Source organism: Actinomadura graeca, assembly GCF_019175365.1.
In the GTDB taxonomy this organism is placed as follows: Bacteria; Actinomycetota; Actinomycetes; order Streptosporangiales; family Streptosporangiaceae; genus Spirillospora; species Spirillospora graeca.
Window position 1 is genome coordinate 4,037,064 of record NZ_CP059572.1, and the last position, 12,960, is coordinate 4,050,023.

General features: G+C 71.6%; 9 protein-coding genes and 2 tRNA genes. 5 read left to right on the forward strand and 6 right to left on the reverse strand.

Annotated elements, in window-relative coordinates; translation table 11 throughout:
* The first annotated feature begins 39 nt into the window (after positions 1–39).
* Positions 40–705, forward strand: coding sequence for an SDR family NAD(P)-dependent oxidoreductase (locus AGRA3207_RS17665; RefSeq protein ID WP_231335768.1), 666 nt, complete (start codon positions 40–42; stop codon positions 703–705).
* A complete protein-coding gene (locus tag AGRA3207_RS17670; protein ID WP_231335769.1) occupies positions 702–1,547 on the forward strand; it encodes an NAD(P)H-binding protein in 846 nt (281 codons plus the stop codon). Before AGRA3207_RS17665 ends, AGRA3207_RS17670 begins: the two co-directional genes overlap by 4 nt.
* A gap of 9 nt (positions 1,548–1,556) precedes the next feature.
* Here AGRA3207_RS17670 and AGRA3207_RS17675 read toward each other — a convergent pair whose 3' ends face one another.
* The 3 genes from AGRA3207_RS17675 to AGRA3207_RS17680 form a co-directional block, all read right to left on the reverse strand.
* On the reverse strand, positions 1,557–4,454 hold the full coding sequence (locus AGRA3207_RS17675) for an FAD-binding and (Fe-S)-binding domain-containing protein (RefSeq protein ID WP_231335770.1): 2,898 nt from the start codon (positions 4,452–4,454) through the stop codon (positions 1,557–1,559).
* 49 nt (positions 4,455–4,503) lie between these two features.
* On the reverse strand, positions 4,504–4,644 hold the full coding sequence (locus tag AGRA3207_RS40250) for a DUF397 domain-containing protein (protein ID WP_420830893.1): 141 nt from the start codon (positions 4,642–4,644) through the stop codon (positions 4,504–4,506).
* 583 nt (positions 4,645–5,227) lie between these two features.
* Positions 5,228–6,553 carry a sensor histidine kinase gene (locus AGRA3207_RS17680; RefSeq protein ID WP_231335771.1) on the reverse strand — a complete coding sequence of 442 codons (1,326 nt, stop codon included), beginning with the start codon at positions 6,551–6,553 and terminating at the stop codon, positions 5,228–5,230.
* Positions 6,554–6,822: 269 nt separating this feature from the next.
* Here AGRA3207_RS17680 and AGRA3207_RS17685 point away from each other — a divergent pair, with 269 nt between their 5' ends.
* Positions 6,823–7,707 carry a LysR family transcriptional regulator gene (locus AGRA3207_RS17685; protein WP_231335772.1) on the forward strand — a complete coding sequence of 295 codons (885 nt, stop codon included), beginning with the start codon at positions 6,823–6,825 and terminating at the stop codon, positions 7,705–7,707.
* 210 nt (positions 7,708–7,917) lie between these two features.
* Here AGRA3207_RS17685 and AGRA3207_RS17690 read toward each other — a convergent pair whose 3' ends face one another.
* From AGRA3207_RS17690 to AGRA3207_RS17700, 3 genes are all read right to left on the reverse strand, one after another.
* Positions 7,918–8,859 carry a glycerophosphodiester phosphodiesterase gene (locus AGRA3207_RS17690; RefSeq protein ID WP_231336311.1) on the reverse strand — a complete coding sequence of 314 codons (942 nt, stop codon included), beginning with the start codon at positions 8,857–8,859 and terminating at the stop codon, positions 7,918–7,920.
* A gap of 159 nt (positions 8,860–9,018) precedes the next feature.
* Positions 9,019–10,824 (reverse strand): adenylate/guanylate cyclase domain-containing protein, encoded by a 1,806-nt coding sequence (locus AGRA3207_RS17695; RefSeq protein ID WP_231335773.1) that lies wholly within the window; start codon positions 10,822–10,824, stop codon positions 9,019–9,021.
* 86 nt (positions 10,825–10,910) lie between these two features.
* Positions 10,911–12,335, reverse strand: a complete 1,425-nt coding sequence (locus AGRA3207_RS17700; protein WP_231335774.1) for an amino acid permease — start codon at positions 12,333–12,335, stop codon at positions 10,911–10,913.
* Positions 12,336–12,612: 277 nt separating this feature from the next.
* Here AGRA3207_RS17700 and AGRA3207_RS17705 point away from each other — a divergent pair.
* Positions 12,613–12,690 (forward strand) — tRNA-Asp (locus AGRA3207_RS17705).
* A gap of 17 nt (positions 12,691–12,707) precedes the next feature.
* Positions 12,708–12,781 (forward strand) — tRNA-Phe (locus tag AGRA3207_RS17710).
* Positions 12,782–12,960: the final 179 nt, after the last annotated feature.

Here is a 12,960-nt window from a genome sequence, read left to right on the forward strand (position 1 = left end):
AGGCGATCATGCTGTGATCAGGGACGCAAGGGAGGCCACGTGACGATCTCGCTGGTGACAGGCGGCAACCGGGGCATCGGGCTGGAGGTCTGCCGCCAGCTCGCGGCGCGCGGCCACGAGGTGCTCCTCGGCGCCCGCTCGCCCGAGAAGGCCGCGCGCGCCGCCGCGGACGCCGGCGCGACGCCCGTCCGGCTGGACGTCACGTCCCCCGGGGACATCGAGCGGGTGGCGGCGGAGGTCGAGCACCTCGACGTGCTGGTCAACAACGCGGCCATCACCTACGACACCTGGCAGCGCGCCGTCACCGCCGACCTCGGCGTCGTCCGCGAGGCGGCCGAGACGAACCTGTACGGGCCGTGGCTGCTGACCCAGTCCCTGCTCCCGGCGCTGCGCCGCAGCCGGCACCCGCGGATCGTGAACGTCTCCAGCGAGGCCGCGTCCCTGGCGAGCCTCGGCGGCGGTACACCCGCCTACACCTCGTCCAAGGTCGCGCTGAACGCGCTCACGCGGATGCTCGCCGCCGAACTGCGCGCGGACGGCGTGCTCGTCAACGCCGTCTGCCCCGGCTGGGTCGCCACCGACATGGGAGGCCCCGGCGGACGGCCCGTCGCCGACGGCGCCGCGAGCGTGGTGTGGGCCGCGACCCTCCCCGACGACGGCCCGACCGGCGGGTTCTTCCGCGACGGCCGTCCCCTTCCCTGGTGAGAGGCGATCGCATGATCCTGGTCACCGGCGCCACCGGCAACGTCGGCGCCGAACTCGTCCGCATCCTGGCCGCCGAGGGCGGGCCGGTGCGCGCCCTCGTCCGCGCCCTTCCGCCCACGCGCGCGGACGGCGTGGAGCACGTCACCGGCGACCTCGACGAGCCCGCGTCCCTCCGCCCCGCGCTCGACGGCGTGACCGGCCTGTTCCTCCTCCCCGGCTACCGCGACATGCCCGGCGTCCTGGACGAGGCGCGGCGGGCCGGGGTCGGGCGGGTCGTCCAGCTGTCCGGCGGCTCGGCGGGCAGCGGCGACCTCACCAACGCGATCACCCGCTACATGGTCGGCAGCGAGCGGGCCGTCCACGAGTCGGGACTGCCGTGGACGGTCCTGCGGCCGAGCGCGTTCATGTCCAACGCGCTGCGCTGGCTTCCGCAGCTGCGGGCGGGCGACACCGTCCGCGTGCCGTTCGCGGGGGTCCGCACCGCGTCCGTCGACCCCCGCGACATCGCGGCCGTCGCGGCGAAGGCCCTGCTGGAGGACGGCCACGAAGGCGCGGTCTACCACCCGACCGGCGGCGAGGCGCTCCTGCCCGCGGACCAGGTCCGCGTCCTGGCCGGCGTCCTCGGCCGCGACCTGCGCTTCGAGGCGCAGCCGGACGACGAGGCGCGGGCGGAGATGAGCAAGACCACCCCTCCGGAGTACGTGGACGCGTTCTTCGACTTCTACGTGACGGGCTCGCTCGACGAATCGGTCGTCCGCCCGGACGTCCGGTCCGTCACGGGCCGCCCGCCCCGCACCTTCCGCGAGTGGGCCGAGGCGAACCGCGGGGCCTTCGAGGGGTGATCCGGCGCGTCAGGCGGTCGCGCCGGACCCTGACGTGAGCGCCCGGTGGAGGACCTGGGCGAGGTGAAGGGCCCGGTGGCCGGTGCCCTGGGCGACCTGCGTCCGGCAGGAGAAGCCGTCCGCGAGGATCAGCTCGCCGTCCGCGCCGCGCACTCTGGGGAACAGCTCGCGTTCCGCGCAGTTCTGCGACACGTCCCAGTGGCCGGGTTCGAAGCCGAAGTTGCCCGCGAGACCGCAGCAGCCGGCGCCGATGACGTCGGTGTCCACGCCGAGGCGCGTCAGGACGGCGAGGTCGGGCGCGTACGAGCCCTTGGCCTCCTGGTGGCAGTGGACCTGCGCGATCGCCGCGGCGTCGAGCGTCCCGAACGGCCAGTCGCCCTCGTGCCCGGCGACCAGCTCGGCGAGGGTGATGGTGGCCTTCCCCAGCAGCCGCGCGCGAGGGTCGTCCGGGAGCAGCTCGGGCGCCTCGTTCCGCAGCATAACGGTGCAGGACGGCTCCAGCCCGACGACCGGGAGCCCGGCCTCAAACGCAGGCGCCAGGACATCGAGGGTGTGCTTCAGCACCCGCCGGGCGACGCCCAGCTGACCGGTGGAATGCCAGGTCAGCCCGCAGCAGACGCGGCCGGGCGGGATCAGGACGCGGTATCCGAGCGCTTCCATGACCTCGACCGCGGCCCGCCCGACCTCGGGCGAGTGGTACTCCGTGAACGTATCGGGCCACAACACGACCGTCCCGGAACCCCGACCTTTTACCCCATTGCGCCCACCACGCTCGCCGCGGGGAGCGCGAGGGGTGTGGGGGCCGTGGGTGTCGCGGAACCAGCCGCGCAGCGTGCGGTCGGCGAAGTGGATCATCTGGCGCCGCGGCTCGACACCGGCCGCCCGCTTCACCGCCCGCGCGACCGGCTCCCGCGCCAGTACCGCGTTGACCAGCCGGGACGCCCCGGGGACGGCGGTGGCGAGACGTGACCAGAGCGGCAGCCAGCCCATCGAGTAGTGCGCCATGGGACGGCGGCGTCCCGCGTAATGGCGGTAGAGGAATTCCGCCTTGTAGGTCGCCATATCGACATTGACCGGGCACTCGCTCGCGCACGCCTTGCACGACAGGCACAGGTCCAGCGCCTCGCGCGCCTCCTCCGAGCGCCAGCCGTCCGGCAGCGACTCGCCGCGCAGCATCTCCGCCAGCACGCGGGCCCGGCCCCGCGTCGAGTGCACCTCGTCCCGGGTCGCCTTGAACGACGGGCACATCGCGCCCGCGCCGAGGTCGCGGCACGCGCCGACGCCGACGCACCGGTGGACGGCCGCCGCGAACGAGCCGCCGTCCCGGCGCAGCGCGTGGACGGGTGTGATCGCCAGCGCGTCCCGGCCCGGTCCCGGACGCAGGCCGGCGTCCAGCGACGCCGGGTCGACGATCACCCCCGGGTTGAGGCGGCGGCCCGGGTCGAAGACGGCCTTGAACGCGGCGAAGGCGCGCAGCACCTCGGGCGTGTACATCGCGGCGAGCAGCTCTGACCGGGCGAAACCGTCACCGTGCTCGCCCGACACCGTCCCGCCGTGAGACAGCACGAGTTGCGCCGCGTCCTCGACGAACGCGCGGTAACCGGCGACGCCGCTCGGCTCGTCCAGCCCGAAGTCGACCCGCAGATGCAGGCAACCCTCCCCGAAATGCCCATACGGGACGCCGCGCAGCCCGTGCCCGCTCATCAGGACGTACAGTTCGCGCAGGTATCCGGCGAGACGCGACGGCGGGACGGCCGAGTCCTCCCAGCCGGGCCACGCCTCGCCGCCGTCCGGCAGCCGGGTCACGATCCCCGAACCGGCCTCGCGGATCCACCACAACGCCCGCATCCGTACCGGATCGTCCACCACGACCGAGGTCGTCTCCGGCACCCGTTCCCGGACGGACTCGGCGAGCGCGTGCGCGGCGTCGCGCGCCGCCGCCACCGTCTCGCCGCCGACCTCGCAGTAGAGCCAGCCGCCGCCGGACGGGAGGTCGGAGCCCGCGTCCGCGCGTCCCGGCTGCTGCCTCAGCGCGGTGAGGAGGTCGGCTGCCATCCCCTCCACCGTCAGGGCACCGGACTCCGCGGCGAAAGGGGCGACCTCGGCAGCCACGAATACGTCCGGGAAACCAAGGACGGCCAGCGCGCGCGCCTTCGGCACCGGAACGAGCTTGACCGTCGCCTCTGTGACGAGACCACACGTTCCCTCTGCGCCGACAAGCGCCTTCGCTACGTCGAACCCGTTCTCCGGCAGCAGATGGTGCAGCCCGTAGCCGGACACCTGGCGGCTGAACCGGCCCAGTTCCTTCCGGAGGTGACCCGGATGCGCGTCACGGAGCCGCCGCAGCTCGGCGTCGACCGCCACGTCGCCGGACGTGCCGCGCCCGGCGGCGAGCTCGCGCCCGTCCGGCAGGAGCATCCGCAGCGCCTCGACGTTCGCGGACGTGATCCCCCACGCCACGCTGTGCGACCCGCACGCGTTGTTGCCGATCATCCCGCCGAGGGTGCAGCGCGAATGGCTGGACGGGTCGGGCCCGAAGGTGAGCCCGTACCGGCCGGCCGCGGCGCGCAGGTCGTCCAGGATCACGCCCGGTTCGACCACGGCCGTGCGCGCCTCGGGATCGATCGAATGGATCCGCCGCAGGTGGCGTGAGGTGTCCACGACGATCCCCGAGCCGATGGAGTTGCCGGCGATCGACGTCCCGCCACCACGTGGCGTCACGGAAAGGTTCTCCTCCTCCGCCAGCCCGAGGATTCTGGCGAGATCGTCGACCGTCCGCGGTTCCGCGACCGCGGCCGGGACGCGCCGGTAGATGGAGGCATCGGACGAGTACGCCGTCCGGACGGTGAGACCGGCACGGAAGACCCCTGGGAGCGCGGCGTCCAGCCGGCGAGCGTGATCGGCCACGCCCCAGTATTTCAAGCATCCGCCCGGCATCTTCGCCTGACCACGACTTTTACCGGAATTCGACCGGCTGCCCGAAGGCGGGCACGCACCCGCCGCCGCCAGGAGCCGCGACCTCCACACAATCGCCGCCCTCAAGGCTCCGGCTGCTCTTGCGCCAGTTCACACCCGGATCGGCCCAACATTCCGTCACCCATCCCTACGGTCCGGCCGGTGGGTACGGTCAGCCCACGGGCCACCTCCACATGACGCATCCGCACCTCGCGTGCCCCTTCTTCTGGCACCTTTACGCAGCCCTCCCCGCACACGCGGGGCTCCAGCCCCACCAGACCGGGCCGCAACCCACGCCGTGCCAGGTTCCGCCGCCCGCGCAAGCGCCGATGCCCCAGGTCACGCCAGGCATCCCTCGGCCACCTCGGCCGTTCCTGCGGGAGGCGTTCGAGGAGTCCGGGTGCCCTGGGACGCCTGCCACCACGAGGACCGCGGCGACAGCGCGCTGATCGTCGTCCCGCCCGAGACCCCCAGACGCGCAAGGCGTGAGTGGCTGGCCCCTGATCCAGACCTCCCGCCTGCTGAACGCCTGGATCCTCAGGGACCGGCTCACCCAAAGCGGCGCCGACCTCGGCTTCATCAGGGGTTCTTCCTATTAACCCGCTCCCGAAGCACCCAGTGAACACACTCCCCGAACCCATCTCTGCGGTTCCGGCCACCACCCAGCCACCTCTGCTCCCCGTCATCCCGTCCGCGCTGCGCCGTCCGTGAAGGGGTGTGGGGCGTCAGCGTTGTTCGTCACGGCGCGAGGGGTCGAGGGGCACACGCATGACGAAGCGCGCGCCGCGCTCGCTGTCCTCGATCGTGAGGTCGCCGCCGTGCGACTTGGCGATCTCGCGGGCGATCGGGAGGCCGAGGCCGGTGCCGTTCGCGTCGCGGCTCCGTCCGTCCTTGAGGCGCGCGAAACGCTGGAACACGATCTCCCGGTCGGACTCGGCGATTCCGGCTCCGTCGTCGAGCACCTCCAGCACGGCCGTGGAGTCTTCGCGGCGGACGCTGACGTCCACCCGCGTCTCGGCGTGCCGTTCGGCGTTGTCGAGCAGATTCGTCAGCAGCCGGACGAGCCGCAGGCGGTCGCCGTTGACCGTCACGCCTTCCTGGAGGTGCGTGACGACCCGCTTGCTGCGGTCCGTCCTCGCCAGTTCGATCGTGACCAGCGCGGCGAGGTCGACGGACTCGGACTTGCTCCACTTGCCGGCGTCGAGGCGGGCCAGTTCCAGCAGGTCGGTGACGATCGCCTGGAGGCGGTCCAGGCTCTGCAGGACGGAACGCCCGGTCCGCGGCCAGTCCACGTCCTCCGGGTACATCAGCGCCTCCTCCATCTGCGCCCGCGCCGCCGCGATCGGGCTGCGGAGATCATGGGACGCGTCGGAGGTGAAGCTGCGCTGCCGCTCCAGGGCGGCGTCCAGCCGGTCGAGCGTCGCGTTCGCCGCCTCGGCCAGCAGCCTGACCTCGTCGCGGTTCTCCGGCACCGGGACGCGGTGGCCCGAGCGGCGCGCGGTGATCTCGGTCAGTTCCGCCCGGATCGCGTCCACCGGGGCGAGGGTCTGGTCGACCGTCCGCCAGGTGCGCAGGCCGACCAGCAGGATCACCAGCAGCGAGATGCTGACGAGGAACGTGCAGAGGCTGGAGCTGACGTACCAGGGCACCTTTCTGGCTGCGGCGTAGACCATCCAGTCCCCGCCCGGCTGGTAGACGCGGAACGCGACGACCGACATGCAGCCGTCAAGTCCCGCCGGGGGGCACAACATTTTGTCGGCGTAGACACTGTTTCCTTCCGGGACGAATGAGGCGATCGGCGCGCTGCCGTGCACGCCGGGTGTCGCCGCGAGCACCGTCCTCCGGTCGTCCAGGAGTTGCAGGACGATCTTGTCCGGGCCGGTCAGCTCCGCGGGCACACGGTCGCGTTTGATCTGGTAGGCGAGCCGGAGCGCCGCCGTGGTGGCCTCGTCGCGCCTGTAGTCGGACTCGTTCCCGCGCACGCCCGCGACGATCAATCCGGCCAGAACGGCACACATCACGGCGGTGACCGCCGCGGCCATGACGGTCATCCGCACCCGTATGGACCATGTGCCCCGTCCGTACACACGACCTCCCGCTGGTGAGGTAATCACCCCCCAGACCGGAATCAAGCCTGAAAACGGGCGTGTTGTGCCCAAGAGACGTCAAAGAATTGGTCCGGACGGTCGCGTTGCCGCGTTTTCGTCCGGCGAGGCGGACTGCACGCGTCCGCGCCCCTGACACCGCCGGGGTCACCACGATGAAGCCCTTCCAGCAGAAGCCTCGGAAATGGACGTTGGCGCTGTTAGCATCATTGGTTATGGAGCTGCGCCAGCTGGAGTACTTCGTGGCGGTGACGGAGGAGGCGAGCTTCACCAAGGCGGCGGCCCGGTTGCACGTCGCCCAGCCGGGGGTCAGCGCACAGATACGGCAGCTCGAACGCGAGCTCGGCCAGCCGCTGCTCGACCGGTCGGGGCGGACCGTCCGGCTGACGGAGGTGGGCGCCGCCGTGCTGCCCTACGCGCGGGCGGCGCTCGCGGCGGTCGAGGGCGCGCGGCTGTCGGTGGACGAGCTGACCGGGCTGCTCCGCGGGCACGTCACCATCGGCACCGTCGACTGGATCAGGTCGCTGGAGCTGCCCTCGATGCTCGCCGGGTTCCACCGCGACCACCCGAACGTGGAGATCACCGTCACGCAGGACGACTCCGTCTCCCTCGTGAACGGGATGCTCAGCGGGCGGATCGACCTCGCGTTCATCAGCCTCGGATCCGAGCGTCCCGAGGGCCTGCGCACCCAGGTGGTGATCGAGCAGGAGCTGTACGCGGCCGTCGAGCCCGGGCACGAGCTGGCGGGACGGTCGACGGTCGCGCTGCGGACGCTCGCCACCCGGGACCTCGTCAGCCTGCCGAAGGGCACCGGGCTGCGCGCCGTCCTGGACGAGGCGTGCGCGGACGCCGGCCTGCGCCCGCGGATCGCGTTCGAGGCGGCCGAGCCGCCCGTCCTCGCCCAGCTCGCGGCGCAGGGGCTCGGCGTGGCGATCCTGCCCGAGTCCGCCGCCCGCGCCTACGCGGACGAGCTGCACCTGATGCCCATCGTCCGGCCCCGGCTGCGGGGCCGGATCGCGCTCGCCTGGCGCGCCGAGGGCCCTCGCAGTCCCGCGGCGCGCGCCCTCATCTCCCGGGCCCGCGCGCGGTGGCCGGCCTAGGCTGCGTTGTACAGTCCCGGCCCACTTCACTCGCCTGACGGTTCGCTACGCGACCGGACCTGGGCGAACGCGGCATCGCGTTCGCGCACGGGGCCGAGGCCACTTCGAGACAGTCCCTAGCTAGGCGCGATGGCCGGGCATGAGACGCGGGGCCGGGACGACATGACCCCGGGACGACATGACCCCGGGACCGCGTGGCCCCGGGACCGCTCAGACGTCCTCGGACTTCGTGGCGACCAGAACGTCGTCCAGGATGTCCGGCTTGTTGGTGATGATGCCGTCCACGCCGAGGCCGACGGCCTTGCGCATCCTGGTGCGGTCGTCGAGCGTCCAGGTCTGGAGGCGCATGCGGGCCGCGTGCACCTTCTTGACGTAGGACGCGGTCAGGGACCCGTAGGTGGGGTTGATCTGGTCGGCGTACTTGGCGAGTTTCGGCAGGTCGGCGACCTTGGGGGTGCCGAGCAGCGCGGTCGGCACGGCGGGCAGCGCCGAGTGGAAGCGCTTCACCGACGTCCAGTCGAACGACTGGACGGCGAGCCTGCGCTGGCGCGGGTCGGGACGCAGCCAGGACGGGTGCCGCTTCAGCTCGGTGGCGATCCGGTTCTCGATCCCGGGGTAGGCGGCCGGGTTCTTGATCTCCACGAGCACCCCGATGCCGCGGCCGTCCATCGCCGTCAGCACCTCGCCCAGCGTGGGCACGCGCTCGCCTTTGTACTTGGAGGCGAACCAGGAGCCCGCGTCCAGCCGCTTGATCTGGGCGAGGGTGAAACCGGACACCTTGGACGTCTCGCGGGCCGGGTAGACGGTCTCCACGTTCGTGGTCCGGGTCAGGGTGGAGTCGTGGAGGACGACGAGCTTGTGGTCCTTCGTCTCCTGGACGTCGATCTCGAAGGCGTCCGCGCGCTGGGCGCGGGCCAGCCGGAACGCCGCGAGGGTGTTCTCCGGCGCGTAGGCGGACGCGCCCCGGTGGGCGACGTTGGCGACCTTCGCGGCCAGTGCCGCAGCCGGGACGGCGCGGGGACGGGGCTCGGGGAAGGCGGGAAGCGAGGAGGGGGCGGGGGGCGGGTCCGCGGCCGCGGCATCCGTCATGGATCCGGTGATCGTCGTCGTGGCCGCGACCGCGACGAACGCGAGACCGTACCGTCGGGACATCTTCACCTCTCGAATGCTGGACGGTGTCACCCCCCACGGTTGATCGACTCGATGACACCGGGGTGACAGCGCGGAAGCAGACTATGTACGGCCAGTGACAATACGTATCCGCGAGGGCAGGGCGCGAGGGGAACACGGCACGCGTCTGGAACGTGGCAGTTATTCGGTTTCTCCTGACTTATCGGGTCGGGCCGCCGATTCCCGTCCCCACTCCGGCCCCGTCCGCAGCTCAGGCCCTGCGCGCGACTCCCGCCCCGAATCCGGCTCGGCCTTCGGCGCCGCGCTCCCGTCCGGTACCGCTGTCAGTCCCGGCTCCCTGCCCGCGGGACGGGAGAGCCGCGCCGCCCGCGCGAGGATCAGCGTCCCGAGGACGAGCTTGCGGGTCCTGCGCAACCCCGGCGGACGCGGAAAGCGGATGCGGCGGGCCGATGGCGCCTCGTCCTCCGGCGCCCGCGCGGGCTGCGGGACGGTGTGCGGCCGCGGCGAGACGAGCCGCGTCGGACGGCTGCGGCCCCGCAGCGTCACCGTCCTGCCGACGTCCCACTCGTCCGCTTCGCCCAGGTGTGCCAGGTCCAGGACGGAGGCCGCGGCGAGGACCCGTCCCGGCGAGAGCTTCGCCAGGTCGCTCAGCCGGGCCGCCTCGTTGACCGGGTCGCCGATCACCGTGTACTCGAAGCGCTGCTCGGCGCCGATGTAACCGGCGACGACCGGGCCCGCGGAGACGCCGATGCCCGCGTCCAGGGTCGGCACCCCCTCACGCAGCCGGGCCGCCAGCTCGCGCGCCGCGCCGAGCGCGCCGCCCGCCGGGTCCGGCACCTCCGCGGGCGCCCCGAAGATCGCGAGCGCCGCGTCCCCCTCGAACTTGTTGATCCAGCCGCCGTGCTTGGCCACGACGGTCACCACCACGCCGAAGAACCGGTTGAGCAGCCCCACCACCGCGTCCGGGCTGCGCGTCTCGGCCAGTCTCGACGAGCCGGTCAGGTCGACGAACAGCACCGCGACCTCGCGCGTCTCCCCGCCGAGCGTGATGTCGTGCTCCAGCGCGAGGCCGGCGACCTCCTCGCCGACGTGCCGTCCGAACAGATCCCGCAGCCGCTCGTGGTCCCGCAGCCCGGCGACCATGTGGTTGAACCCGGCCTGGAGCTGCCCCACCTCGCTCGCGTCGTACACCGAGACCTCGGCCTCCAGGTCGCCGCGCTCGACCTGCGCCATGCCCGTCCGCACCGACTTGATCGGATCAGCGATCGCCCGTGTCGCCATATAGGTGACATAGACACCTGCCACCAATGCGGCGCCGCCCAGGCCCAGGATCGTGATCGCGAGCTGCGTGGTGCCGATGTCCGGCGCGGCGAGCGCCGCGACCGCCACGCAGATCAGCCCGAACACCGGGATCGCCGTCCCGAGCGCCCACGCCAGCATGACCCGCGTCGTCACGCCCGGCAGCCGGAACCGCCGGGGCCCCTCCGCCGCCAGCACCAGCGCCGCCGCCGGCCTCAGCAGCCGCTCCGACAGCAGATAGATGATCGTGCAGGTCGTGGCCGCGCCCAGCAGGCAGGTCAGCCCGGTCTTCACCGCGAGCCGCCCCGTGAACAGCACATAGTCGAGGACGGCCCACCCGATCGCACCGAATCCCCACAAACCGCCCACGAGCATGGTCAGCCTGAGCGGACCCAGCAGCACCGCCAGGCCCTGCCTGCGGTCGGGGACCCCGCCGTCCCGCACCAGGCTGACGACCGGACGCCACAGCCACAGCCCCATCGACAACGCCACCGGCCCCGCGACCAGGGGATAACTGAAGAACACGACCGCGTTCACCAGATGGACATGGTCACGATCGTCCAGCGGAGGATCCGGGACCACGAACGTCGCGAACAGCAGCACCACCAGCGCGCCGACCAGGTTCGCGACCCCGACCACGACCATCAGGACCCAGCGGACGCGGACTTCCAGCCTGGTGCGTGGCACGCCGGGCACAGGCGCCTCCGAGGGTCGGGCCCATCATCGCACCGGGACGGGGCGTCCCGTGGTGGAGACGCCCCGTCCCGGGCGGATCAGGCGCTCGTACTCTCCTCCGCGAGCGCGACCTTCACCTTCGTCGCGTCCTGCGAGTTGCGCCGCACGATCGGCCAGCCCGCCGCGATCACCACGAGCCATCCCGCCATCACATACAGCGCGATCCTGGTGTCGGCCTCCCACGCGATCGTCACGGTGACGAACACGAAGAACGCCAGCACGATCCAGTTCGTGTACGGCGCCCACGGCATCCGGTACGGCGACTTCGGCGCCGTCCCGGCCGCCACCCGCCGGCGGTAGACCATGTGCGCCACCAGGATGACCGTCCACACCAGGATGGCCCCGCCGGTGGAGACGGACGTGATGTACTCGAACGCCTTCTCCGGCACCACCGCGTTGACGATCACGCCGATGCCCATGACGAGCGTCGAGATCACGACCGTCAGCACCGGCACACCGCGTCCGTTCAGCTTGGCCAGCGCCTTGGGCCCGTCACCGTTGACCCCCGTCGTCCGCAGCATCCGCGACGTCGAGTACAGCCCGCCCGCGTTGCAGGACGACAGCGCCGCGGTGAGGACCACGAAGTTGACGATGTCCGCCCCGCCCGGAATGCCGATCTTGTCGAAGGCCAGCACGAACGGGCTCGCGCCGCCCCTGAACTCCGTCCACGGCACCACCGACAGGATCACCAGCAGCGACCCCAGGTAGAACAGCGCGAACCGCACCGGCAGCGCGTTGATCGCCCTCGGGATGTTCTTCTCCGGGTCCTTGGCCTCGCTCGCCGTCACGCCCACCAGCTCGACGCCCAGGTAGGCGAACATGACCATCTGGAGCGTCATCAGCGTCGGGCTGATCCCCTCCGGGAAGACCCCGCCATGCGACCACAGGTTCCCGACCTCGGCCGTCTTCCCCGCGTCGCTGAACCCGAAGACCAGCACCCCGATCCCGACGAGGATCATCATCACGATCGCCGCGACCTTGATCATGGCGAACCAGAACTCCAGCTCACCGAACAGCTTGACCGAGATCAGGTTGACGACGAACAGCACCAGCAGCGCCACCAGCGCCGTCTGCCACTGCTCGACGTCCGGCCACCACTTCTGTACGTACTTCCCGGCCGCGGTCAGTTCCGCCATGCCGGTCGTGACCCAGATGATCCAGTACGTCCACGTCGTGGCGTACCCCCAGAAGGGTCCCAGGAATTCCCGGGCATACCCGGCGAACCCCCCTTCGGCCCTCCGGTACGCGAGCAGCTCACCGAGCGCCCTCATCACGAAGAACAGCATCAGCCCGGCGACCGCGTAGGTCAGGATCAGGCTCGGCCCCGCCTTCGCGATGTTCTCTCCGGCCCCGAGGAACAACCCCGTGCCGATCGTCCCGCCGATCGCCAGCATCTGGATCTGGCGGGTGCCGAGTCCTCGCTGGTAGTCATCTGCAGCCTGATCTGGGAGCTTTTCGACCATGCGTTCCGGCCTCTCTCGCATCATCCACCTCTGACCCGGGTCAGAGTAGGAACCCCGCCAACAATGCGAAACCCCCTCTACACCACCCTTTGAACCCACCCCGGATCGGTATCCGCCCGGTACCTCTCCGTTACCACCGGTCCTCCCCGTCCCCCCGTCCGCAAACCCCTTAACGAGTTGGCGCCGCCCTCGGCCATCGCGTATGCTCTCGGACGTCGCCAAGCGCCGGTCACCCGGCCAAGACACCCCTCCCGAGCCACTAGGCTCGGAGCAGCAAGGTCCTGTGGAGCAGTTAGGAGTGCTCGCCACCCTGTCAAGGTGGAGGCCGCGGGTTCAAATCCCGTCAGGACCGCCAGGCGCCCCGCGCGTCCTGGGCAGGTAGCTCAGTCGGTACGAGCGTCCGCCTGAAAAGCGGAAGGTCGGCGGTTCGACCCCGCCCCTGCCCACCTGATCGGGCACCGCAAAGAAGCGCCCGACCTGCAAGAACAGGTCCGGGCGCTTCTCTCGTCTGTCCGGCTGTGTCCGACCGTCACCGGCAGGTTGCGGGTGGCCGTGCGGAATGCGTGCGGAACGTCAGTCACCTTGCAGTGCCTGCTCACCGGGCACGATCGCGGCAAGAGCACCG

Bases quoted from the DNA above. Each gene is read 5' to 3' on its own strand.
- AGRA3207_RS17680 (WP_231335771.1), bottom strand. From the start codon at position 6,553: ATGACCGTCATGGCCGCGGCGGTCACCGCCGTGATGTGTGCCGTTCTG.
- AGRA3207_RS17685 (WP_231335772.1), top strand. From the start codon at position 6,823: ATGGAGCTGCGCCAGCTGGAGTACTTCGTGGCGGTGACGGAGGAGGCG.
- AGRA3207_RS17690 (WP_231336311.1), bottom strand. From the start codon at position 8,859: ATGTCCCGACGGTACGGTCTCGCGTTCGTCGCGGTCGCGGCCACGACG.
- AGRA3207_RS17700 (WP_231335774.1), bottom strand. From the start codon at position 12,335: ATGGTCGAAAAGCTCCCAGATCAGGCTGCAGATGACTACCAGCGAGGA.